At 69.7% G+C, this 22,599-nt stretch carries 24 protein-coding genes and 1 pseudogene; 12 read left to right on the top strand and 13 right to left on the bottom strand.

The window, feature by feature from the left end; translation table 11 throughout:
* Positions 1-19 precede the first annotated feature (19 nt).
* Complete coding sequence (locus ACFMRZ_RS05130) at positions 20-1,264, top strand: KasA/KasB family beta-ketoacyl-ACP synthase (protein WP_400178121.1); 1,245 nt, start codon at positions 20-22, stop codon at positions 1,262-1,264.
* Between the two features lie 52 nt (positions 1,265-1,316).
* Here ACFMRZ_RS05130 and ACFMRZ_RS05125 read toward each other — a convergent pair whose 3' ends face one another.
* The 3 genes from ACFMRZ_RS05125 to ACFMRZ_RS05115 are packed head-to-tail and all read right to left on the bottom strand — an operon-like array spanning position 1,317 to position 4,221.
* Positions 1,317-1,691 carry a hypothetical protein gene (locus ACFMRZ_RS05125; protein WP_400178120.1) on the bottom strand — a complete coding sequence of 125 codons (375 nt, stop codon included), beginning with the start codon at positions 1,689-1,691 and terminating at the stop codon, positions 1,317-1,319.
* 2 nt (positions 1,692-1,693) lie between these two features.
* Positions 1,694-2,191: a hypothetical protein gene (locus ACFMRZ_RS05120; protein WP_400178119.1), complete on the bottom strand. Its 498-nt coding sequence runs from the start codon at positions 2,189-2,191 to the stop codon at positions 1,694-1,696.
* Positions 2,191-4,221, bottom strand: a complete 2,031-nt coding sequence (locus ACFMRZ_RS05115; protein ID WP_400178118.1) for a PEP/pyruvate-binding domain-containing protein — start codon at positions 4,219-4,221, stop codon at positions 2,191-2,193. Before ACFMRZ_RS05115 ends, ACFMRZ_RS05120 begins: the two co-directional genes overlap by 1 nt.
* A 275-nt stretch (positions 4,222-4,496) precedes the next feature.
* On the opposite strand from ACFMRZ_RS05115, the gene ACFMRZ_RS05110 reads away from it, so the two are divergent.
* A complete protein-coding gene (locus ACFMRZ_RS05110) occupies positions 4,497-4,937 on the top strand; it encodes an SRPBCC family protein (RefSeq protein WP_400178117.1) in 441 nt (146 codons plus the stop codon).
* Between the two features lie 11 nt (positions 4,938-4,948).
* On the opposite strand, the gene ACFMRZ_RS05105 is transcribed toward ACFMRZ_RS05110, so the two are convergent.
* Positions 4,949-5,173 (bottom strand): hypothetical protein, encoded by a 225-nt coding sequence (locus ACFMRZ_RS05105; RefSeq protein ID WP_280273552.1) that lies wholly within the window; start codon positions 5,171-5,173, stop codon positions 4,949-4,951.
* Between the two features lie 35 nt (positions 5,174-5,208).
* Positions 5,209-5,997 (bottom strand): HNH endonuclease family protein, encoded by a 789-nt coding sequence (locus tag ACFMRZ_RS05100; RefSeq protein ID WP_400178115.1) that lies wholly within the window; start codon positions 5,995-5,997, stop codon positions 5,209-5,211.
* A gap of 400 nt (positions 5,998-6,397) precedes the next feature.
* Between ACFMRZ_RS05100 and ACFMRZ_RS05095 the strand changes: the two genes are divergently transcribed.
* Positions 6,398-6,916, top strand: coding sequence for an LppP/LprE family lipoprotein (locus ACFMRZ_RS05095; RefSeq protein WP_400178114.1), 519 nt, complete (start codon positions 6,398-6,400; stop codon positions 6,914-6,916).
* A 46-nt stretch (positions 6,917-6,962) separates the two neighbouring features.
* On the opposite strand, the gene ACFMRZ_RS05090 is transcribed toward ACFMRZ_RS05095, so the two are convergent.
* Complete coding sequence (locus tag ACFMRZ_RS05090; protein WP_280275750.1) at positions 6,963-8,084, bottom strand: nitronate monooxygenase family protein; 1,122 nt, start codon at positions 8,082-8,084, stop codon at positions 6,963-6,965.
* A gap of 367 nt (positions 8,085-8,451) precedes the next feature.
* On the opposite strand from ACFMRZ_RS05090, the gene ACFMRZ_RS05085 reads away from it, so the two are divergent.
* Complete coding sequence (locus ACFMRZ_RS05085) at positions 8,452-9,492, top strand: NAD(P)-dependent alcohol dehydrogenase (protein WP_400178113.1); 1,041 nt, start codon at positions 8,452-8,454, stop codon at positions 9,490-9,492.
* Between the two features lie 6 nt (positions 9,493-9,498).
* Here ACFMRZ_RS05085 and ACFMRZ_RS05080 read toward each other — a convergent pair whose 3' ends face one another.
* The gene (locus tag ACFMRZ_RS05080) at positions 9,499-9,942 is read right to left on the bottom strand and encodes a phage tail protein (RefSeq protein ID WP_400178112.1); all 444 of its coding nucleotides are present in this window, start codon (positions 9,940-9,942) and stop codon (positions 9,499-9,501) included.
* Positions 9,943-10,078: 136 nt separating this feature from the next.
* On the opposite strand from ACFMRZ_RS05080, the gene ACFMRZ_RS05075 reads away from it, so the two are divergent.
* A complete protein-coding gene (locus ACFMRZ_RS05075) occupies positions 10,079-11,260 on the top strand; it encodes an MFS transporter (RefSeq protein WP_400178111.1) in 1,182 nt (393 codons plus the stop codon).
* Here the strand turns inward: ACFMRZ_RS05075 and ACFMRZ_RS05070 are convergent.
* Positions 11,253-11,837 (bottom strand): TetR/AcrR family transcriptional regulator, encoded by a 585-nt coding sequence (locus tag ACFMRZ_RS05070; RefSeq protein WP_400178110.1) that lies wholly within the window; start codon positions 11,835-11,837, stop codon positions 11,253-11,255. The genes ACFMRZ_RS05075 and ACFMRZ_RS05070 overlap by 8 nt on opposite strands.
* A gap of 85 nt (positions 11,838-11,922) precedes the next feature.
* Here ACFMRZ_RS05070 and ACFMRZ_RS05065 point away from each other — a divergent pair, with 85 nt between their 5' ends.
* Together ACFMRZ_RS05065 and ACFMRZ_RS05060 are read left to right on the top strand one after the other, a co-directional pair.
* Positions 11,923-12,417: an anthrone oxygenase family protein gene (locus tag ACFMRZ_RS05065; protein ID WP_400178109.1), complete on the top strand. Its 495-nt coding sequence runs from the start codon at positions 11,923-11,925 to the stop codon at positions 12,415-12,417.
* Between the two features lie 87 nt (positions 12,418-12,504).
* Complete coding sequence (locus ACFMRZ_RS05060) at positions 12,505-13,050, top strand: STAS domain-containing protein (RefSeq protein ID WP_400178108.1); 546 nt, start codon at positions 12,505-12,507, stop codon at positions 13,048-13,050.
* On the opposite strand, the gene ACFMRZ_RS05055 is transcribed toward ACFMRZ_RS05060, so the two are convergent.
* Positions 13,047-13,955 carry an oxidoreductase gene (locus ACFMRZ_RS05055; RefSeq protein ID WP_400178107.1) on the bottom strand — a complete coding sequence of 303 codons (909 nt, stop codon included), beginning with the start codon at positions 13,953-13,955 and terminating at the stop codon, positions 13,047-13,049. The two genes, ACFMRZ_RS05060 and ACFMRZ_RS05055, sit on opposite strands and share 4 nt — an antisense overlap.
* Positions 13,956-14,053: 98 nt before the next feature.
* On the opposite strand from ACFMRZ_RS05055, the gene ACFMRZ_RS05050 reads away from it, so the two are divergent.
* Positions 14,054-14,608 carry a TetR family transcriptional regulator gene (locus tag ACFMRZ_RS05050; protein ID WP_400178106.1) on the top strand — a complete coding sequence of 185 codons (555 nt, stop codon included), beginning with the start codon at positions 14,054-14,056 and terminating at the stop codon, positions 14,606-14,608.
* On the opposite strand, the gene ACFMRZ_RS05045 is transcribed toward ACFMRZ_RS05050, so the two are convergent.
* Complete coding sequence (locus ACFMRZ_RS05045; protein ID WP_400182771.1) at positions 14,605-15,297, bottom strand: MerR family transcriptional regulator; 693 nt, start codon at positions 15,295-15,297, stop codon at positions 14,605-14,607. The two genes, ACFMRZ_RS05050 and ACFMRZ_RS05045, sit on opposite strands and share 4 nt — an antisense overlap.
* A gap of 113 nt (positions 15,298-15,410) precedes the next feature.
* Between ACFMRZ_RS05045 and ACFMRZ_RS05040 the strand changes: the two genes are divergently transcribed.
* A complete protein-coding gene (locus ACFMRZ_RS05040) occupies positions 15,411-16,610 on the top strand; it encodes an erythromycin esterase family protein (protein ID WP_400178105.1) in 1,200 nt (399 codons plus the stop codon).
* A gap of 90 nt (positions 16,611-16,700) precedes the next feature.
* Positions 16,701-17,564, top strand: a complete 864-nt coding sequence (locus ACFMRZ_RS05035; protein ID WP_400178104.1) for a helix-turn-helix domain-containing protein — start codon at positions 16,701-16,703, stop codon at positions 17,562-17,564.
* On the opposite strand, the gene ACFMRZ_RS05030 is transcribed toward ACFMRZ_RS05035, so the two are convergent.
* Complete coding sequence (locus ACFMRZ_RS05030; protein ID WP_400178103.1) at positions 17,558-18,202, bottom strand: nuclear transport factor 2 family protein; 645 nt, start codon at positions 18,200-18,202, stop codon at positions 17,558-17,560. The genes ACFMRZ_RS05035 and ACFMRZ_RS05030 overlap by 7 nt on opposite strands.
* Before the next feature lie 137 nt (positions 18,203-18,339).
* Between ACFMRZ_RS05030 and dinB the strand changes: the two are divergent.
* Positions 18,340-19,596, top strand: a pseudogene (gene dinB / locus ACFMRZ_RS05025) (DNA polymerase IV); the annotation flags it as partial.
* A 218-nt stretch (positions 19,597-19,814) separates the two neighbouring features.
* Here the strand turns inward: dinB and ACFMRZ_RS05020 are convergent.
* Entirely contained in the window at positions 19,815-20,252 is a 438-nt protein-coding gene (locus ACFMRZ_RS05020) for an NUDIX domain-containing protein (protein WP_400178102.1), read from the bottom strand.
* Positions 20,253-20,464: 212 nt separating this feature from the next.
* Between ACFMRZ_RS05020 and ACFMRZ_RS05015 the strand changes: the two genes are divergently transcribed.
* Positions 20,465-21,418 carry a patatin family protein gene (locus ACFMRZ_RS05015; protein WP_400178101.1) on the top strand — a complete coding sequence of 318 codons (954 nt, stop codon included), beginning with the start codon at positions 20,465-20,467 and terminating at the stop codon, positions 21,416-21,418.
* Positions 21,419-21,425: 7 nt separating this feature from the next.
* Here ACFMRZ_RS05015 and ACFMRZ_RS05010 read toward each other — a convergent pair whose 3' ends face one another.
* On the bottom strand, positions 21,426-22,553 hold the full coding sequence (locus tag ACFMRZ_RS05010; protein WP_400178100.1) for a DNA glycosylase AlkZ-like family protein: 1,128 nt from the start codon (positions 22,551-22,553) through the stop codon (positions 21,426-21,428).
* Positions 22,554-22,599: the final 46 nt, after the last annotated feature.

Genomic DNA, 22,599 nt, shown 5'->3' with positions numbered 1-22,599 from the left:
ACAGGTATCCATGACACCCATGGATGTACCGACTGCTACACAAACGACCCGGAACGTGGTCGTCACCGGCATGGCCGCCACCACGTGCCTGGCCCCCGACCTGGAGACGACGTGGACGGAGCTGCTCGCCGGCGCCAGTGGCATCGGCCCGCTCGACGACGACTTCGTCACCGAGTACGACCTGCCGGTCCGCATCGGCGGCAAGCTCAAACAACGGCCGCAGGAGCACCTGAGCCGCCTCGAACAGCGCCGCCACTCCTACGTGCAGCAACTGGCGCTTGTACTCGCCCGCCAGGTCTGGGAGGACGCGGGCAAGCCCGACGTCGACGGTGAGCGGCTCGGCGTGGCCGTGGGCACCGGGCTCGGCGGCGGCGACGCCTTCATCACCGCGGTCGACGCCATGCGCGCCGGCGGCTACCGCAAGGTGCCCCCGCTGACGGTGCCGATGGTGATGCCCAACGGCGCCGCGGCCCGGGTCGGACTCGAATTCGGCGCCAAGGCGGGCGTATACGCCCCGACCTCGGCGTGTTCGTCGGGCGCGGAGGCGATCGCACACGCCTGGCGACTGATCGCGACCGGCGAGGCGGACGTCGTGATCGCGGGTGGCGTCGAGGGCTACATCGAGGCGGTGCCCATCGCCAGTTTCGCCATGATGCGCGCCATGAGCACCCGCAACGACGAACCCGCCCGCGCCTCACGGCCTTTCGATCGCGACCGGGACGGCTTCGTCTTCGGCGAGGCCGGGGCGCTGCTGGTGCTCGAATCCGAGGAGTTCGCTCGCGCCCGCCGCGCCCGGATCGAGGGCCGGGTGCTGGGGGCCGGAATCAGTTCCGACGGATACCACATCACCGGCACCGAGCCCGATGGCGCGGGCGCGGCGCGGGCCATGCGCAAGGCCATCGCCGCCGCGGGTCTCACCGCCGCCGACATAGACCACGTGAACGCCCACGCCACCGCGACACCGGTCGGCGACGCGTCGGAGGCCAATGCCATTGCCGCCGTTGCCCGGCAGGCCTCGGTGTACGCGCCGAAGTCCGCGCTGGGGCATTCCATCGGTGCGGTGGGTGCGCTGGAGGCGCTGCTCACCGTGTGCACGCTGCGCGACCGGATCGTGCCGCCCACACTCAATTTCGAGACCGCCGACGAGGGCGTGGAACTGGACATCGTGCACGCGCGGGCGCGTTCCCAGCGAATCTCACACGCGCTCAGCAACTCCTTCGGCTTCGGCGGGCACAATGTCACGCTCGCGTTCGGACCCGCCTGAAACGGTTTGTCCCCAGGTCTGTCCCGAGTATCCGGATCGAGAGTTGTTCACCTCATCCGGTGCGCCGAAGGTCCACCAGACGACCCGTGACGCCGTCCACGCCGAGATCGCGCAGGCAGCCGACGAATCGGCGCTCGGTATGCGTACCGAGCGCCGGTTCCAGCGTGACGGTCCAGCTGCCCTCGTGTTCGACCGGGCCGTCCACCACCCGCACGTGACTCACGATGCTGCGGCACTGTTTCCACACCGTCACGGCCGGATCCTCCGCCGGTGCGCGGAATCTCGCGCGCGCGTCGAACGTGATCACCGAACGGCTGCCGTCGCCGCCGCTGTCGGTGTGAAATTGCATCTGCTGCGCCAACGCGGTCACTGCCATTACGCCCGCCGCCGCGAGGACGGCCACCAGCAGCACAGTCCGGATCCGCACGGCTACCTCACCAGTGGCCCGCGCAGCAGCCGCGTGCTGTCGTCGACGGGAGCGAGAAATCCGTCCGGCGGCAATGCCAGCCGATCCAGCCGGGCGACGATCCGCTGCGTGGCAACCGGTCTCGCGGTCATCCGCGCGACCCGCTCGACCACCCAGGCGACCCCGGTGAGCAGTACGCCACCGGCGAGCAGCACCGGCACGAAGACGTTCAGCCGGTCCGGCCGGGCCAGCCAGGCGAAGCTCACCCGCGACGGCGGCGTCGCCTCGCGCACGATGCGCGCGGTCTGCCGGTCCGGTGCCGCGACGCGCACGGGGCGCGATTGCAGTGCGCGCAGCCGATTGGTGAGCAGCATGGCCACCAGCGCGATCTCGGCGGCGAGGAACAGCGTCGCCGACATGATGGCCCGATTCCATTCCCACCGATACAGATAGACGAATACGTAAGCGCCCGTGGCCAGCACCGTTCCCACCGCGAGCAGCACGCCCAGCTTGCGCACCATCACCGCACCTCCATCGATTCGGGCACGATCCGCACCGCGCCGGTGCGGCCGTCGAGTTCGACCTCGGCTCCGTCGGGCAGCCGCCGGGTGGCGTCGGGATAGCCGACCACCACGGGTACGCCGTGCTCGCGGGCGAGGATCGCCAGATGGCTGAGCGGGCTGCCGGTTTCGGCGATCAGCCCGGCCAGCCGCGGCACCTCGGCCGCCAGTCGGGGGTCGAGATGCCGGACGACGAGCACCGATCCGGGCGGCGGCCGGTGCCCGATGTGCACTACGCCGCGCCCGCTGCCGCCGCACGCTCCGACACCGTGGTCGGCGGACCGCGCGGCGCGGGCCACCGCCACCGGAACACCGTCGGCGAAACGGAATTCGGTCGGCACGGCGAGGGGTTCGGGCGCTGTGCGGTCGGTGAAGTCGGCGGGCAGGGCGCGGTGGGTGGCGGCCCGGCGGAGTTCGGCGAGGCGCAGCAGCGCGACCGCCTCCGGTTCGGGCAGCAGACCCGCGGACGTCAGCCGTTCGCCGATTTCGAGGGCGGCGCGGGCGGCGAGTTCCTGAATCCAGCGCGCCCGCAACCGCAGTGCCTCGCGCGCCACGGCCAGTTCGGCGAATTCGCCCTCCGGAGCGGTTGATTCGAGCACGGCCCCGGGCAGCGCCGCGGGTGGACCGATGCGCGGCGGGGTCAGGGCCAGCACCACCGGATACTCCTCCGCGATCCGGTCGTCGGCGAGTCCGGCGGCGCGGGCCTCGGCCAGCGCGGCCAGCGCTATGGCCGCCGCGGTGGGGGCGGGACGGTCGTCGCGCAGGAGCATGCCCGCGAGCGCCTCGTATCCGTGCACGGCCGTCAGCGCGGTCGCGGTGTGGTGCAGGACATCCAGCAGGCCGCTGGTGCCGAGGTGCCGCAGCGGCGGCACCTCCGCCAGGTCGCTGTCCACGCGGGCACAGGTGTGGCGCGCGAGTTCCGGAAGCGCGGCGGCCAGTCTGCCCACCCGCGCCGCCGCCCCCAGACGGCGGGCGCCGGGCCGGGGATCCAGCCATCGCAGCAGCGCGTTCCGCGGCGGAATCACGCCCAGCAGTTCGAGATCGGCGACCGCGATGCCACCGGCCGCCGTCGCCACGGGCGAGGAGCGCAGGCGGCGCGCGGGCGCGGCGCCGGTGAGTTCCAGTGCCACCCGCAATCCCTCGGCCAGTGGAGACAGCCACAGATCCTGTTCCAGCGGACGCAACGGCTCCGGGAACGTCTCGGCCAGCGGGCCGGGACCGAAGATCGGGCCGGAACCGGGCCGCCGCAGCGCCGTGATGGGGCGGGCCTGCAGCAACACCGCGTGACCGGCTTCATCGACCGCCCATTCGATGTCCAGCGGCCCGCCGAAGACCGCGGTGGCCCGGCTCGCGAGCCGAATCACCTTGCGCCGCACGCGGGCCGGCAACTCCGGCCCGTCGGCGGTGAGTACCGTCCGGATGCGTCCGCGGCGGGTGAGCGAGGCGGTCCACCCGGCGGCGCTGCCGTCGACCACCTCGCTAGGGCCGCCGCGGACCGCGGTCAGCACCATGCGGTCGCGGCGCCCGCTCATCGGGTCGGCGGTGAACAGCACCCCGCCCCACGCGGCGGCGAGGAATGGCTGCACGAGCACCGCCATGGCCGCACCCGTCGCGGTCGGCGAATGCGCGGCGACCGCGGTTCCGGACGCCCGCACGCGGCCGACCGCGTCGGTGAAACCGGTCCAGTCCCGCACGTCGAGGATCGAGGTGAACAGCCCGGCCATCGACTGCTCGGCGCCGTCCTCGGCCATGGACGAGGATCGCACCACCAGCGGGCGTCTGCCCCCGGTGGACAACCGGCGCCATTCGATCTCCGGTAACCGGCCCTGCTCGGTCCAGGCGGTGGTGAGGACGAATCCGTCGAGGACGGGCAGCCCGTGACCGGCCGCGCGGGCCAGCGCCGCCGCCTTGGCGCCGGTGAGCGCCGGGTCCTGGGCGCGGGGATCACGAAGCGAGACGACGGTGGGTTGCTGAGTCGTGGTGGTGGTCATCGCACACTGCTTTCAGGAGAGAAACGGCATTGTTTCGTCCGGATCGGCGCGGCGGACCGTGCGCGGCAATGTGTCTGTGCGACACCGCGATTGCGGTCTTGACCGAGAACGTGTCGAGAGTCGGCACGACGACCTCCTAAGAGGAGATGTGTACTCCACTTAATGCATCTCAGTGTTCACCCGGCGTTCGCGACTTGTCAAGAATGAACGTTCGTCTTGTTTGACTGTCGGATCACATCGACGCGAACTAGAACCGGTTTCAGTATTGTCGTCGCATGACCTTCACGATCGACGACAGTGTGGACATCGACGCGCCCGCCGAGGTGGTGTGGACAGTGCTCACCGACTTCCCCGCGTACGGCGACTGGAATCCGTTCGTCGCCGACTGCCGCTCCACCCTCGAACCGGGTGCGCCGATCGACATGCGGGTGCGGCTGATGGGCCCGCGGCCCATGGCGCAGCGCGAATGGATCCGGTCGAACACCCCGGGCGCCGGATTCAGTTACACGATGAAGCCGGTGCCGCTGGGCGCGCTGCGCAGTCTGCGCTCACACACCCTCACCCCGCTGGACGACGGCCGCTGCCGCTACACCTCGCACTTCGAACTCGGTGGCTGGCTGCGGCCGGTGGTCACCGCGATTCTCGGCGGGCCGCTGCGCCGCGGGTTCGGCGGCATGACCGTCGCGGTGAAGCAGCGCGCCGAACAGCTCGCCTAGCCGCGCGGGAACTACGCCTCGAAGGGGATCACATTGCCCGCCGCGTCCCGCTCGCCGCGACTCGCCTCGATCGCGGCGGCGAGATCGGCGACCGAGGACCAGGTGCGCGGCGGCTCGGCCTCCAGATTGCCGATGGTGTACCAGGTGTCGGTGTCGCGGTATCGCACCTGCCCGCGGCCCGAATCATCGACGCGGACATCGAGATCACCGGACACCGTCCCCTCCTCGTCGGTCATGACGGCGGCCTTGGCGGAAATCTCGATGATGTCGCTTATCTGAATTCTCCTCGCTGCACGCAGTCGTCCACCGCGGTACGCAGTGCGGACTGCTCGTCGGGATCGACAGTCAGCGCGTATTTTATCTTGACCTTGATGTAGTGGTCGATATAGGCGCACCGGTAAGTTCCGGGCGGCAGGTAATCGGAGGGATCCTGGTCGCCTTTCGAGCGATTCGCCGACGGGTCGGCGGCTACCAGATTCTCCGCGTCGTTGGCGATATTGCGGCGGGTGGCCTCGTCCTTGTCCGCGGCGCCCGAGCGCCAGGCCTCGGCCAATGCGACGATGTGGTCGGCGTCCATACCGGACGGGTCGGTGGTGACCTTGTAATCCTTGAGCTTGCCCGTCTTCCGATCGAGAATTCCGTACCGATCGTGCCAGCCGCCGCCCTTGCCGACGGTGAATTTGCACGTCTTGGCGTCGAGGGTCACCGGCGGCGTGGCGTCGCGCAGCAGCATCACGTCGCGGGTTTCGCATTTCGCGTATTGCGTGTAGTCGGGGCCGAAACCGTGTTCGGGCGTGTTGGAGTCCCAATGCGGGAACTTCTCGCGGCTGTAGCCGCTCATCGGGGCCTCCGGCGCGACAACGAGTTTCGTCAGCGACTCCGGAACATCCTTGCCCGCCACCGCGGTCGAGCCGGCGGGCGCGGGTTTGCTGTCGGTGTTCTTGTTGCCCAGCTCGTCGATGAGGACGTAGCCGCCGGCCAGCACGACGGCCACGAGCACCGGTGCGACCAAGGTGATGGTGCGGCGCAGCGCGCCGCCCCGCCGGGAGCCTCGCTTCACCACGACTCCCCCTGGTGCTTCATGACGACCTTGTCACTGTTTCCGCTCACCACACACCGTCCCGAGAACGTCTGCACTCCTGGGGAAATCATGCGCTATCTCCCTGATTCGCGCAGCATTCACAGGATGCGTGATCGCCGCGCGACCACGCAGCAAAGGCTCGGGCGCCGAAGGCCGCAGCCAGCACCACGTACACAATGACCAAGGGCAGGATGACTTTTCGGCCGCGTCCGGACGGCTCACCGTATGCGCTTCTCATCTCGATGAGACACAGTGTCAACGGTTCGAGCAAACAGCAAGCCTGACACCGGATTCAGTAATCGGAGTCACATACCCGCCCGATTCCCACTGCCCGGAACATGATTCGATAGCGGTACCGATCCCCGGAGGTGCGTGAGCAGTGTTGCGAACCATCGTCGTCGCCACGACGACCGCCGCCGCGGTCTGTGCGCTCACCGGTTGCGGGCCCGCGACCGACTCGAAAATCACGACGGCCGAGCGAAGTCCGAATTCGGCGCCCGCGTGCGGTGTCGACCTCGCGTCGCCGGTGGTCCGGGCCGCCGTCGCCGAGTTGCCGCGCGAGCCGCGGACACAGGCGGGGTGGGCGACGGATCCCGCGACCTTCCAAGGCAATTTCGATCCGTGCGCCACGCTGTCCGCCGCGATCGTCACCATCGAAGGCGCGACCGGCAGCTCCCCCGAGCAGGCGCTGCTGTTCCATCGCGGTGAATACGTGGGCACGGCGACGCCCGAGGCGCACGGCTTCACCACCCTCGCCGCGGCGACCACCGACGACACGGTCGTGCTCGACTACAAGACGCCCGGGAGCTGCAACGCGTGCCCGGACGCCACCCACACCCAGGTCGGATTTCATTGGGACGGACAACGTGTCGTCGTGAACGGGACGCCGCCCGCCTGAGACGCCTTGTGCCGGGCGCGGTCTCGCGCCCGGCACCGACAGCGGGTCAGATGTTGTTGAGCTTGTTCAGCCGCTCGCAGGACTCCAGGTACTCCTCGATGAGCCGCTGCATGACATCGGAGGTGCGCTCGACCTTCGTCATCATGCCGACGATCTGCCCGACCGGATTGAAGTTGACGTCCTTGGCCGCCTCCGGGTACCGGTGGCCCCGCTTGACGCCGTCGAGGGCGACCATCATCTGCAGCGGCATCGGCAGCGGGTCCGGGTTGTCGGCCGACTCCCACGCATCGGTCCAGTCGTTGCGCAGCATGCGGGCCGGCTTGCCGGTCCACGCCCGCGACCGGATGGTGTCGTGGCTGGTCGCGTCGATGTAGCTCTGCATCTGCGCGGGCGGCACATTGGCCTCCTCGACCGTCAGCCAGATCGACCCGGTCCAGGCTCCCGCCGCGCCCATCGCCATCGCGGCCGCGACCTGGCGGCCGCTGCCGATGCCACCGGCCGCGAGCACCGGCAGGTCGCCGACGGCGTCGATCACCTGCGGCCACAGCACCAGCGAGGACACCTCGCCGCAGTGCCCGCCGCCCTCGGTGCCCTGGCAGACGACGAAATCCAGGCCCGCGCGCTTGTGGTTGAGGGCGTGCTTGACCGACCCGCACAGCGCGCCGATCAACCGGCCGGAGTCCTGCACCTGCTTGACGATGTCGTCGGGCGGGGTGCCGAGCGCGTTGGCGACCAGCTTGGCCTTCGGGTGCTTCAGGATGACCTCGACCTGCGGACCGGCGGTGGTGGCCGTCCAGCCGAGCAGCTGGTTGTGGTGCTCGCCCTCGGGCAGCTTCGGCACGCCGTGGTCGGCGAGGAGCTTCTCGGCGAAGTCGCGATGGCCCTGCGGAACCAGTTCGGCCAGTTTGGCTTCCAGCTCCGCGGGGCTCAGCCCGTCGATGCCCTTGCCCTCGTACTTGGACGGGATGACCAGGTCCACGCCGTAGACGCCCTGCACATGGTCGTCCAGCCAGGCCAGCTCGACCTCGAGCTCCTCGGCGGTGAATCCCACCGCGCCCAGCACACCGATGCCGCCGGCGTTGCTGACCGCGGCGGCGACGTCGCGGCAATGGGTGAAAGCGAAGATGGGGACGTCGATACCCAGTCGTTCGCAGATCTCGGTACGCATGGCCTGGTGGACTCCTCTTGTCTTCCGGCGCTGGAAAGCCTCGCCGCACACACTAGAACACGTTTCAGAATTAGCCTAGCGCCTCGGTGTCGTCAAATCGAGTGTCGGCGATGAAAGTGATCGAACCGCTGGGTATGAAGCATGGTTGCCGGACGAACCGCGGCCACGGCGCGGTCGGGTCGGACCTCGCAACGCGTTCTAGTTAGTGGCGGCGGAGGCAATCACGCACCACTGCGCGAATCGCTACATTCCGATCAAAGCAGGCGTGGATGCCGCAGGGTAGCCATTACGCTCGGAGGTGGCCGGACACGGCCGGCGGGGCGAATCGACCGATCCGATCGAGAACTCGACAACGGAGGGTATCGCGATGCAGGCTCTGCAGTATCGAACCATCGGCGCGGCACCGGAACTGGTCACGGTGCCCGATCCCGAGCCCGGACCGGGCCAGGTGCTGTTACGGGTGTCGGCGGCGGGCGTCTGCCATTCCGACATCGCGGTGATGTCCTGGCCGGAGAGTGAATTCCCCTACCGGTTGCCGCTGACGCTCGGGCACGAGGGGGCCGGGACGATCGCCGCCCTCGGTGCGGGGGTCACCGGGTTCTCGGTCGGCGATGCGGTCGCCGTCTACGGACCCTGGGGTTGCGGCGCGTGCCCGCCCTGCGCCGCGGGCCGGGAGAACTACTGCCTGCGCGCGACCGAACTGGGCATCTTCCCGCCCGGCCTGGGCGCGCCGGGCGCCATCGCCGAGTACCTGATCGTCGACGACGCCAGGCACTTGGAACCGCTCGACGGTCTCGACCCGGTACAGACGGTGCCGCTGACCGATGCCGGGCTCACGCCGTACCACGCCGTCAAACGGTCGCTGCCGAAGCTGGTGCCGGGGTCGACGGCGGTGGTCATCGGCGCGGGCGGACTCGGGCACGTGGCCATTCAGTTGCTGCGCGCGGTGAGTCCCGCCCGCGTGATCGCGTTGGACGTCAACGCCGACAAGCTCGAACTGGCGCGCACGGTCGGCGCCCACGAGGTGGTGACCTCCGACGAGAAGGCCGCCGGACGCGTGCGCGAACTCACCGGCGGCCGCGGTGCGACGGCCGTGTTCGATTTCGTGGGCGCCGCACCGACCACGGCCACGGCCGCCGCATGCGTCGCGATGGAGGGCGATGTGACGATCGTCGGCATCGGCGGCGGCACCATCCCCGTCGGCTTCGGGGTACTGCCCTTCGAGGTCTCGGTGACCGCTCCGTACTGGGGCAGCCGCGGCGAACTGCGCGAAGTACTGGACCTGGCCCGAGCCGGAGCGATCGACGTGCACGTCGAGACGTTCGCGATGGAGGAGGCGCCGCTCGCCTACGAACGGCTGCACGCCGGAAAGATCAACGGGCGCGCGGTGATTCTGCCCAACGGCTAGCCCGCGCTACTCGATCTCGAGATTTTCGTAGGTGACGATCAGCTTCTCGGTGAGTACGCCGGAGTCGCCCGCGCGCACGGTGCCGACCTCGAATGCCCTCGGCGACATGCCGGTCAGCTCGTAGCGGCGTACCACCCGGCCGGTGAGGTCGTAGATGATGACGGCGCCGTTCTTGCGGGCGGCGGCCGGATCGCCGGAGCGGCTCTCGGTGATCCACTTCTCGAAGCTCTTGTCGTCGGTCACCGCGCGAGTCAGCGTGACCTCGCCCGCCTTGGGACGGCCGGGCAGCTTCCGCACCAGGTACTTGCCGTCGGGGGTGTTCTGTTTCAGCTCGATCACGTCCTGGCCGAAGCCGAGGCCGGACACCTCCGAGATCGGCGTGATCAACACGCTGTCGATCTCCAGTGCGAGCGAGTGAACGGCCGTGGTATCGAAGTCCGGAAGCGCCATGATGCCCTACCTTCTGTGGGGTCATTGCACGAGGTGAACTGGTACTCGGCAGCTTACGGCGGCGCGGCTGGGCGTAGCGACGGTATCGTCCGTTTCCCGCCGGAATCGGCGTCGCGGCGTTCCTACTGTCGACGCCATGCAACTCGAGACGACTCCGGACATTCGCGCCACGGCATTGCGGACACCCGTGGTGTGGTTCATGGCGCTGGCGGCGGCGTTCGGCACCGCCGCGGTCTATCCGCTGCAACCGGCGGTGGCGCAGGTCGCCGGATCACTGCACACCACACCGGCGGCGATCGGTGCGGCGCTGGCGGGCGGTCCGATCGGCTACCTGCTGGGCCTGGCGCTGCTGGTGCCGCTCGTCGACCGGTACCCGCCGCGCCACGTGCTGTCGCTCCAATTCGGCGGGCTCGCAACCGCTTCCGCCGCGAGTGCGGTGGCGCAATCACCGTGGGCGCTCGCCCTGGTGACCGGACTGGTCGGCGCTTGCTCCTCGGTGGGCGCCCAATTGAGTTCGGTCGCAGGGCGTTTCGCGGAGCCCGGGCGGCGGTCGACCGTGCTGGGGATCGTGACCGCCGGAATCTCGGCGGGCATTCTCGCGGGACGGATCGCGGGCGGCTGGCTGGCGGACGTCATCGGCTGGCGCGCAATGCTTCTGGTCTTCGCGGCGGCGTGCGCGGCCCTCGCCGTGGCCGCCCGGCTCGTGCTACCCGCCGCGAAGGGGACGGCGACGACGGGCTACCTGGCGACGCTGCGCGGCATCCCCAGCCTGTACGCGCGGTACCCGCTGCTGCGGCTGGCGGCCGGCCGGGGCGCCCTGTGGTTCTTCGCATTCTGCGCGATTTGGGCCGGGCTCGCGGTCGCATTGTCCGGCCCGCCGTTCTCGTACTCGCCCGAGCGCATCGGCCTGTATGCCGTCGCGGGCCTGCTGGGCATCCTCGCCACCCGGATCTCCGGGGCGTGGACCGATCGGGTCGGTGCCCGCCGGGTCATCCTGCTCGGGCTGGCGCTGTCCGGGCTCGGCGCGGCGATTCTCGCTGTCTCGCTGTCGAATACCGTGGTGACGCTGCTGTGCCTGGGCTTGTTCGACGCCGGTCTGTTCGCGGCGCAGGTCGCCAATCAGAGCACGGTCCTCGGCATCGATCCCTCCGCACCCGCCCGATTCAACAGCGCCTACATGGTGATCTACTTCGTCGGCGGCAGCGCCGGCACCGCTTTCGGCGCCGCAGCGGTCGGCTGGTTCGGTTGGACCCCAACAGTTTCCGTCGCCGTCGCATTGATAGCGGTGGCCGCCACACAGGTTCGCCGGATCAGCTGAACAGACCGGCGCGGGCGGCGGTCAGCGCCACCGCGGCGGCCGCGTCGGCGGTGTCCTCGGTCACCCGTTCGCGCGGAATCAGGACGCGGAAATATATCGGCGCCACAAGGGTTTTGATCAGTTCGGCCGGATCGGTGCCGACGGGGATCTCGCCGCGCGCGATCGCCCGCGGCACGATCGGCAGTGCCCGGCGGATCCGGTCACGGAAGGCGTGCCGCATGACATCGGGCGGCGCCGGTGAGCCCGCGGCGGGCACCATGACCGCGAGGACCGCACGGCCGGACGGACTGTTGATCCACGCGACCAGGCTGCGGGCCAGCGCCCGCAGGTCCGCCTCGACCGAACCCGTATCGGGGATGGGCAATTCCGCCGCGACGCTGTCGGCCAAGGCATCGGCGATCAAGGCGTCGCGGTCGGGCCAACGCCGGTAGACGGTGGTCTTGTGCACTCCGGCACGCTGGGCGACCTCCTCGACGGTGAATGCGGCGTAGCCCCGTTCGCCCAACTCGGCTACCGCCGCGGCGAGCACGGCGGCACGAACCTTCGGCCCGCGGCCGGGCGGTGCGACAGAACCCATTGCAACTCCTTGTTGCGATATTGACAACGGTCGGGCACGCTGACTCTATCGCAACACGAAGTTGCGATGAGGGATGGGAGTTCCGATGTTGTCGAAGACGGTCTGGGCGGCGGCCCTGTTGTTTCCCGGTCTGCTGGCCGGGGCCTTCGGGTACGGCGCGGTGAATGTGCTGTACGCGTTTCGCGAAGTGCCCCTTGATGTTCGGTTCACATTCCACACCGCTCTGATGCGGGTCAACGGCCCGGTGATGCAGATTCTGATGGGGTTGGCCGTGTTGAGCACTCTGCTGCTGGCGGTCCGCTCGACGTCCTGGGCGCGGCGGGTGGCGGCGAGCGCCTCGGCGCTGACGGTCGCGTCGTTCCTCGTGACCCGGTTCGGGAATGTGCCGATCAATCAGCAGATCAAACGCTGGGCAACGGGCACGCCGCCCAGCGACTACGCCGACATCCTGCGGCGCTGGGAGCTGTTCCATTTCACTCGGACCGGATGCGCTGTTCTGGCATTCGTTCTGGCCATTACGGCTTGTTATACCTCTGTGACGAGTTCGCGGGAGGCTCGTCGGCGGGGGCGCGTATTCTGAGCTACACGAGCACGCGGGTTCGCCTTGAGAATGCAGGGTCGGCCTGACCACGATGCCGCAGGCATTCATCCCGATTCGGGGAAGATCATGACTCCCAGTGCCGGCTCTTACTCCATTTCCACCACTCCTCCGACCTGGTTCGCCAGATCGCCCGAGGATCAGCTGTTCTTCCGGCTTCGGCGGCGCGGCGACATCGTGGTGCTGTCGGTGCGCGGCGAAGCCGACGCGTACACGCTGGCACTGTGGCGACAGCGAGTCCGGGAGGCCGCCGAGACCGCGCGAGCCGCGGGCGGCGCCCTCATCGTCGATGCCACCACACTCGATTTCATGTCGCTGCGCACGCTGGCCGCGCTGGCCGAGGACGCCGCGGCGTACCACCGCGAGGGCGTCGAAATATGCCTGGTGACAACCAACCTGCGGATAGCGCGCCTGGCCTGTTCCGACTCGCGCACCGCCCGCCTGGCGATCCGCTCGACGGTGGTGAGCGCGTTGACGGCGTTCGAACTGCGCAGGCGTCCCGGCCTCGCGACGGCACGGCCGTATCGGGCACCGCAGATCACGGATGAACCAGGGGCCGAACAGCTCCGGCATCTCGGTTCGTCGCGTCGGCACGGTTCCGACTCACCCCGCTAGGTCGCGAAGGTGATTCCGGTGAGTCGTTCGCTCTCGGCCCACAATCGCGCGCCCAGCTCGGGATCGTCGGCGCCTTTCGGAAGTTTCGCGGGTCCGGGGGTGCCGGAGGTCTGGTCGCGTCCGGCCGGACCGATGAATTCTCCGCTGGTGACATCGGGGCTGGTGGCGGCGTAGAGCGAGGGCCAGGCGGCTCCGATGGCGGAACCCATCAGCAAGCGCGCCGCGAGCGGAGTGAACAGGCGTGTCAGCGGTCGGGTGCCGTGTTGCTGGAGGCCGGTCATCGCCGCACCGGGGTGCACGACGAAGGCTTCGACGGTGGTGTGGGCGGTACGGCGGGCGAGTTCGAGGGTGTAGATAATGTTGGCGCGCTTGGACTTCGCGTATGCGGTCATGCCGCGGTAGCTGTTCTCGCTCATCAGGTCGTCGAGCTTGCCGATGGGCCAGCGTGCGGCGATCGCGCTGACGGTGACCACGCGAGCTCCGGCCGAGCGGCACAGCGCGGGCCAGACCTGAGCATTGAAGGCGAAGTGCCCGAGGTGGTTGGTACCCACGGTCATCTCGAACCCGTCGCGAGTGGTCAGGCGTGTAGGCAGGTTCATCACCCCGGCATTGTTGAACAGCAGGTCGATGGTCTCGGTTGCGGCGATTCGCTCGGCCGCACCGCGCACCGAGGCGAGGTCGGACAGATTCAGGAGCAGGGTGTCGGTCTTTGCCTGCGGCGCCGCGGCGCGCACGACATTGATCGCCTCGTCCAGCTTGGCCTGGTTACGACCGGCGAGGATCACCCGCGCTCCGCAAGTGGCCAGAACGCGGGCCGTTTCCAGGCCGATCCCGCTGTTGGCACCGGTGACCAGGGCGGTGCGGCCGGTCTGGTCAGGGATGTCGGCCGGTGTCCAATGCGCCATGCGGATCACGTCTCTCTTGTTGAATGAATGTTCATTAGCAGACTGCGGGATCGGACGCCGCTTTGTCAAATGAACGTTCAATAACTAACGTGAGGGCTGTGCCCACCAGGAATCCCGAAGCGAAACGACAGCAGCTGTTCGACGCCGCGCTGGCCGAGTTCGCCGAGTTCGGCCTGGCCGGAGCGCGCATTGATCGGCTGGCCAAGCGCGCGGGAATCAGCGCGGGTTTGGTGTATTCGTTCTACAAGGGCAAAGACGAACTGTTCGACGCCGTCTTCGACATGATCGTGGACACGACGGTGGCGACCGTACCGCTGGATGCCGACCGGCTACCCGAATACGCGGGTCAGCTCTACGACGCCGGACGGGCCCACCCGGAGGTCATGCGGTTCCTGATGTGGTACCACCTGCTGCGTGGCGACTCCGCGCAGCGCGCCTCGGCGGCCGAGTCGATGCAGGCCAAAGTCGAGGCGATCGAACAGGCACAGCACCGCGGGACGGTGACCACCACACAACCCGCCGCGCACATCCTGGCCCTGGTGCTGACGATCGCGAACATGTGGCATCAACCCGCGGAAGACATCGCGCGATTGGTACCCGAACCTCAACGCCGCAGCCTTGTGCTGCACGCGGTCACCACCCTGATCTCCTAGGGCTCGAGCATCGTCAGGTAGGCATCGAGTTGAGCCGCGCCCGCGAGGAGGTCGCGGCTGCGGACGGTGATCCGGGTCTGCCACGAGTCGAGGAAGGCGCGGGAGGCCTCCGTTCCACCCGCCTCGCGCAGCGATTCGAGGAACCGCGCGACTTGGCGCAGCGGGTGGCCGCCGCGGCGAAGCCGGCGGGCGATCTCGGCGTCGCGCACGTCGTCGGCTCCGTAGGTGCGATAGCCCGTCGCGCGGTCGCGGACGGGGCGCAGAATGCCCTCGGTTTCCCAGGCGCGCAAGGTCGCCGGATGGATGTCGAGGCGGCGCGCGAGTTCCCCGATGGTCAGGGGTCGGCCGTGTAGTGGAGTCGGCGATGGGCCGGACAGGCTGCCCAGAGCCGTCGCGACCTCGGCCCGGGTGGTGCGTTCGGCGACCAGGTCGACGTGCGCGGCGTCGATGAGCCGGTATACGGATTCGGTATCACCCCGGTTGGCCGCGCGCAGGATCTCCATCGCCGGTTCATGTCCGTGGCCGCGGCGCAGTGCGAGGAACGCGCGCAAGGCCTGCGCGTGCAGCGGTGTGTAGCGACGATAGCCGGACTCGCTGCGCTCGGTCGGCGGGAGGATGCCCGCCTCGTCGTAGTTGCGGATCGCCTGGGCCGACAATCCGTGCTCGCGGGCGAGATCGATGGGTCGCAGGGTAGACCTCCGATTGAAGCTTTTTCTGTTGTATGCCAGGCAATTTGCGCTGAAGTTTCACTCGAATCTTCAACGATACTGTCGAAGGCAGTTCCTTCGACAAAGGGGTTTTCATGTCCACTGCCACCGCACTGCGTGGGATCGGCCGCCAACTCGACGACGCGGCGGACCTGGGCCGCGCCGTCGATGAGCTGCTCGCCGCGCGCACCGAGCCACCGGCCCTGTTCGCCCTCGGCGAGCCGACGCACGGGATCGAGGCATTCCCGTTGCTGCGCAACGAGCTTCTCGCCCATCTCGTCGAGCGCGGCTACCGATCGATCCTGCTGGAGATCAATATCTTCGCCGCGTCCGTTGTCGATGATTACGTGGCCGGCGCCGCGGGGGACATCGAGACGGTGCTCGCGACCGGATTCAGCCACGGGTTCGGGGCCGTCCCGGGCAACAAGGCGCTCGTGGAATGGCTCCGCGCGTACAACGCCGGACGCGGACCGCAGGATCGGATTCGCTTCCACGGCTTCGATGCACCGCTGGAGACCGCCGCCGCGCCGAGCCCGCGGCACGCGCTGTCCGCACTCGCCGACTATCTGCCCGCGGCACTGCGGCCCGCGTCGGCCCGCGACCTCGAGGAACTGCTCGGCGCGGACGCGGACTGGACGAACGAGGCGGCCGCCTTCGACGCGACCGCCTCCATCGGCGACTCCGACCGCGCTCGCGCCCTCCGCATCGTCGCGGACGACCTCGCCAGCGCAGTGCACCGCGCCGCCGCGGGCCTGCGGGCCGCCGACCCGGACGGTTACGACCGCGCCGTCGCGCACGCGCGCACAGCCCAGGGCCTGCTGCGCTTTCACGCCGCCATGGCCGATCCCGCACCCGACCGCGTCGCGACCATGTTCAGCATGCGCACCGAGATGATGGCCGAGAACCTGCTCGCGATCGTCACCGAGGAGCGTCGCCGCGGACCGAGTCTGGTGTTCGCCCACAACATGCACCTGCAACCCGCGCCGGCCGGTGCGGCGAGCTGGGACAGCGCCGGCGCGATAGTCCGCCTCAGTCTGGGCGAGCGCTACCTGTTCGTGGCCACCGATGCCAACCCGCACAGCGAATCCGGCACTCTCCAAGGCATTTTGGCCGAGGCGACCACCCGCCGCGCCCTGTTCCCCGCACGAGAACTGCGCGCGGCGCTGCCATCCGCGGCGGCAGCGGGCGAGCCGATCGTGCGCGGCCACATCCCACTGCGCCCGGCGGATCTCGACGCCGCCGACGCGGTGGTCTTCATCGGTGACACCGACGGGAAACGGCATCAATACTGGTAGCGCCTGAATCCTTGCGAATATCGAATATTCGTCATAGTGTGAGCGGAATTTCGTGACGCGGATGTAGGTGCCGGGCGGAGGGAGTCGAGGGTGCGGGGTTCTGGTTCGGCGCCGACGGAGCGGGTGGTCGAGGTGGTCGAGCTGCTGTCGCGTCCGGGCGGAAATCGGTTGCGCTACAGCGATATCGCGCGGGAGTTGGAGCTGACGCTGGCGACCACGCACTCGATTCTCAAGACGCTGTGCGATCGGGGCTGGGTCAGCCGCGATCCGGCGACCAAGACCTTCGCGCTGGGTCCGGGGCTGGCGCCGGTGGCGGCGGCGGTGCACACCCGCCCGTTCGTCGCGGGCGCGCGGGCTGCGGCGAACGAGCTGGCCGCCGAGTTCGGCTACGCGGCCTCGGTGACCGAGAAGCTGAGCGAGGACTCGCTCGTGATCACCGCATTCGTCGGCGGCGAACGGCTCTGGCCCGGCGACCGCATTCCCTACGCGCCGCCCTTCGGCGCCGCGTTCGCGGCCTGGGACACCGAACCGGGCCGGCGTGCCTGGATCACCCGGGCGGCGCCGGCGGGCAGCGAGGTCGCCGGGCAGTTGGCCGAGGCACTGCGCGCGGCGCGCGATCGCGGATTCGATGTGGACCGCACCTCTCCGGCGCTGGGCCGGGCGGCGAGCCTGCTGAGCACCCTCGACAGTGGCGCCATCGCCTTGCCGCCGAACATTCGCGAGACCCTCGACCAATTGCGCGCGGACTTCATCACCCTCGGTTCGCCCTCCGCTCCCCCGGCCCCGGCCCAGCAGGTCGCGGCCATCACCGCTCCGGTGCTCGACCGCGGCGGTCACGCCGCGCTGCTGCTGTCGGTGCATCCGTTGATCGGGCTCGGACCCGAGCGCGTCGAGGCCATCGGCCGCCATGTGGCCAAGAAGGCCGCGGCGGTCACCGAGCCGGGCTCCTACTGACCGGTGGCCTGCTGCACCAATTCGATGATCCGCTCTAGCGGGACATCGGTGTCGATCACCGTGCCGTCGGGCTTGATCAGGTCCAGGCGGGTGCGGGTGAGCTTGGAGTACACCAGCACCCAACGGCCGTCGGCCTTTTCGTAGCGATCGGCGTATTGGCCGTAGCCGTGCACGCCGAGGGTCCCGCCGAAGATCAGCACGTCCTCCATTCGCCACACCGCCTCCGCGGTCGTCGCGGAGGTCACCGTGATCCGGGGGTCGAATCCCTGATGGTGGGTCTCGGCGGCGCCGAGCGTGAGCTTCAGGAACGCGATGAAGTTGTCCCTGCCGACGATGACGGGACCGCCGCTGCCCGTGGTGTCGACCACGACATCCGGGGCCAGCAATTCGCGTAGACCGGCCCAGTTCTTCGCGTCGATGTTCTGGAAGTAGCTGGCTTTGAGTTGCTCGATCGCGCCGGTTTCGGTGCTCGAGTCGGCCGTTGAGAAGGCGCCCGGAGGCGGTGTCGCGGGGTCGGCGGTCGCGGTGGAGATACCACCGACGCCGAGAATCCCGGCGATGGCCATCGCTATCGCGGCGCGTAGGGCAGGTCGCCTGCCCGCTTCGGTCCGGACTCGACCCCGATCAGATGTGGGCATGTTCTCTTCTCCTCTTCGCCCGCCATATTTATCGCTTATTCGATAATTTGTGACGGATAATCGGGACGAAGATAGCTTCGCGGCCGATCTGGGTCAAGACATGCCGCATGCGGTGACGATCCCGGCCATGCGAACATATGTTCGTGTCCGGTGTCGCAGAGTTCTCGAACCGCGGGGATTCCGCCGCTCGGCGGCCGCGGATGGCGGCGCGGGCGGAGTCCTCGATCCTGCATGCGGATCTGGACTCGTTCTATGCCGCGGTCGAGCAGCGGGACACGCCCGCACTGCGCGGCAAACCGGTGATCGTGGGCGGCGGGGTGGTGCTGGCGGCCAGCTACGAGGCCAAGGCGCTCGGGGTGCGGACACCGATGAACGCCGGGCAGGCGCTGCGGCTATGCCCGCACGCGATCGTGGTGCCGCCGCGTATGTCGGCGTACGCGCAGGCCAGCCGGGCCGTGTTCGAGATCTTCCGCGACACCACACCGGAGGTGGAGGGCATCTCCATCGATGAGGCGTTTCTCGATGTCGGCGGGTTGCGGCGGATCGCGGGAGCGCCCGTCGACATCGCCCGCAAACTTCGCGCCGATGTCCGGGATCAGGTCGGGCTGCCGATCTCGGTCGGGGTGGCCCGGACCAAATTTCTCGCCAAGGTCGCCAGCGCCGTGTCCAAGCCCGACGGCCTGCTGGAGGTGCCGCCGGACGCCGAACTCGACTTCCTGCATCCGCTGCCGATCGAAAGACTTTGGGGCGTAGGCGATGTCACCGCCGCCAAGCTCCACCACCACGGCATCACCCGGATCGGACAGCTCGCCGAACTCGGCGAACGCTCGCTGTCCTCGATCCTCGGCCCGGCCGCCGGCCGGCACCTCTACGTCCTGTCCTGGGCCCGCGACCCGCGCCGCGTCGAGACCGGGCGCCGCCGGCGGTCGATCGGCGCACAGCGCGCCCTCGGACGCCGGCCGCGCACGCCCGCCGAAATCGAGGCCTACCTGCACGGCCTGGCCGACCGCCTCGGGCACCGCTTGCGTGCGGCGGACCGACTGTGCCGAACCGTGGTGCTGTGCTTGCGATTCGACGATTTCAGCCGCGCCACCCGCTCGCACACCCTGCCGGAGGCGACCGACCACGGGGTGGTCATCGTCCGCACCGCCCGCGCGCTGCTGTCGGCGGCGCTGCCGATGATCCGCGAACGCGGCCTCACCCTGGTCGGCCTGTCGCTGACCAATCTCGAGGACGCGGACCCGCGCCAGCTCACCCTGCCTCTCGACACCCGGCCCGGCGCGGCCCTCGACGAGACCCTCGATCGGCTCCGCGACCGGTTCGGCGCCGGTACCGTGACCCGCGCCGCGCTGCTCGGCCGAGGCGAGGGCCTGTCGGTGCCGCTGCTCCCGGACTGCAGCTGCAGTGATCACCTCCACACAGGTCAGGACCACGTTCGCCCACAGGCACTCGCTGACCCCGCGCATAGTGACCACGCTGACCAGCACCATGAACGCCACCGCGACGAGCGTGATCCCGACCCCCGCACCGAGATCCAGATGAAACGCCTCGGCGAAATTGGCGGCGACTGGCAAAGTACCCATTCCGGGCCGGGACCAGTCCCCCCGCGGCGTTATCCCGCGGCGGGTGCGCCGCCACCGGGCAGCAGGCCGGCCGCCGCGAGATCGTCGAACAGCAGTTGATCGACCGGGGGCACCAGGGCGCGGTCGGCGTAGTCGAACCAGGCGATCTCGGCGATCTCGCTGCTGGGTTCGAGGGTGCCGGTGTAGTCGGCGGTGTAGCAGGCCATCCGCACCGAACCGCCGGGGCCGCCGGGCAATTCGGCCTCGTAGGTGCCCACGTGGGCGACGGTGCCGGGCAGCAGCGCGACCGTCAGCTCCTCGGCGATCTCGCGCAGCAGGGTCTGCAGGTCGCTCTCCGCGCCTTCGCGCTTGCCGCCCGGGATGAAGAAGACGTCTTTTCCGCGCGGTCGCGCGCACAGGATGCGCCCGTCCTCGATCAGCACCCACGCCACCGTGTCGATCAGCCGCTCGCCCGGTTCGGTCAGCATGCAGGCAGGCTACCGGCCGCCACGAACGGCCTTCCGGCCACCGGGTAGAGGACGAAAGTCCCTGGGGTTGCCGCGCGGTGACACGGCATTGTTGATCGGGCGGGCCGCCCGACCCCATCCCCCTGGGGGCGGCCCGCACCGAACCCTTCCGCCCCGCTGCCTCCGCATCGCGTGTGCTAAACAGAAACGCGATTGTTTCCAGGAGGCTGCCGGTGCCGAACAGCGATACCCGATCAGCGGTCGGCGAGTTGGTCGCGCGGCGGCACGCCGAGGGCAGCGCACCCGGACGCCGCGCCGACGACGCCAGGCTGGCCCTGGTCATCGAGGGCGGGTCGGCGCGCGGGGTGTATTCGCACGGCATGGTCGCCGCCTTGGAGGACTCGGGCCTGCTGCCCTGTTTCGATGCCGTGTACGGGTCGTCGGCCGGTGCGCTGAACGGGGCCTGGCTGCTGTGCGGGCGGGCGAACCGGGCGCGGCGGGCCTGGCACGGGGATGTGGTGCGGCGGGTCATCTCGCCGGCACGGGCGTTGCGGGGCGGTTGCGTGGTCGACACCCGGTATCTGGTACACGCGGTGTACGAGCGGATCGTGCCGATGGACTTCGCGGCCATCCTCGCCAACCCGGTCACCTTCCACCCGATCGGCACCGACGCCGCCGACGGCGCCGCCGTGGACCTGCATCCGTATCTCACCGATGTCGCGTCGCTGCAGCGCGCGCTGCGGGCCAGTACCTGCATGCCCGTCCTCGCGGGGCCGCCGGTGAGTCTCGCCGGGCGCCGCTACGTGGACGCGGGAATGTCGGAGTCGGTGCCCATCCGCACCGCATTGGCCCAGGGCGCTACCCACGCACTCGTGCTGCGGACGCGCCGTGCCGACGAAATACCCAGCGTCCCTTCCGAACTGGAGCGCCGAGTGGTCACCCGCTTCCTCGCCCGGAACGCGCCCGGCGTCGTAGACGGCTGGCTGGCCCGCGCCGAGCAGCACCATCGCGACGAGCGGGCCATGGCCGAGCACGCCGCCATCCTGCAAATCCGCCCGCCCGCGGGTTCCCCCACCGTGGGGCGGGTGGCCCGCGATGAACGGCTGCTCCTGCGGGCGCTCGAGCTGGGCCGCGCTGCCACCACCGCGGCACTGGCGTCCTACCTCACGCCGACCCGCCAGTCCTGACCGCGGTTCAGGCGGTACGCAGCTCCAACCCGACCGGTCCGGGTTGGGCGGTAGCACGGGCTACCGCGGTGATCTCTTCGCGCAGCAACCGAGTGGCTGGGAGTTCGCCGGAGAACATGGTGACGGTGAGGGTGTCGTCGCCGGTTTCCCAGGTGCCGGTGATGCGGCCGTCGGTGAGGACCAGTGGCGAGATCCACCCGGCGGTGCGGCTCACCTTGGCGCGGTGTTCGGCGGGGAGGAGGGCGGTGTCGTTGGTGCCGGGGCCGAGGATGTACTGGTCGAACGGGCCCAGCAGGTGAACCGACGACTCGGGGGTGGTGGTGGCCAGGTCCTCGGCGTCGACAGTGCGCAGCCAGGCGCGGCGGCCCTCGATATCCACCTCGGTCAGCGCGTCGCCGAGGTCGGCGAACCATTGGCGCACAGCGGTTTTGCCGAATGCTCCGCGCATCAGCCAGGCGTTGAACGCCTCCTGGGTGGCGGGGCCGTAGGCGCCGAGGTAGGTGGTGATCACCCGCGCCGCGGCGGCGTCGGGGGCGAGCAGCGGGCCCCATTCCCGGGCGGCCCGGGCGGCCCGGGCGGGACTGGTGAAGGTGATGTTGGCGCCCCGCGCCGGGCCGTGGCACAGCACGCCCTGCCAGGCCAGTGGCTTGAGCACCGCACCCCAGCCGGAGCCCAGCTGCTCACCCAGCGCGTGGAACCGGGAATCGGCCAGCAAGGCCGTCACCAGCTCCGCGCGGGTGAGCACGGCGTCGTCGAGCACGGTGCCGACCGCGTCGGCCAGCGCCGCGACCTGTGCGGGACTGGCGCCGAAGTTCTTCTGCCAGCTCGGCTTCTCCCAGATCCGCGCGGAGGCGAGCAGGGGCAGCACCGCCCGCGCGAAACCGGGCGTGATCGCGTGCAGGGTGCCACGCACGGCCCAGGTCTTGATCAGCGCGCCGGACTCCAGCGCCGCGGCCACTCCACCGGGCTCCGCCGACGGAAGACGCAGGGCGGCAGCGGTTTCCGCGGCGGAAGTCACCTGCGCCTGGATGCCACCCAGCCGTTCGGCGACGGCCACCACGTCGGCGGCGGCCCGTGGGCGCACGAACTGCCGGCGTAGCCGCCAGGCGAACACCTGATCCCATGTGACCCGCACCGGCACCTCCTTCTCGCGCCGCATCCGTGCGCGGCCCGCCGCTCAC

It is taken from the genome of Nocardia sp. N2S4-5 (genome assembly GCF_044628355.1).
In the GTDB taxonomy this organism is placed as follows: domain Bacteria; phylum Actinomycetota; class Actinomycetes; order Mycobacteriales; family Mycobacteriaceae; genus Nocardia; species Nocardia wallacei_B.
This window is presented reverse-complemented; position numbering and strand designations above follow the sequence as displayed.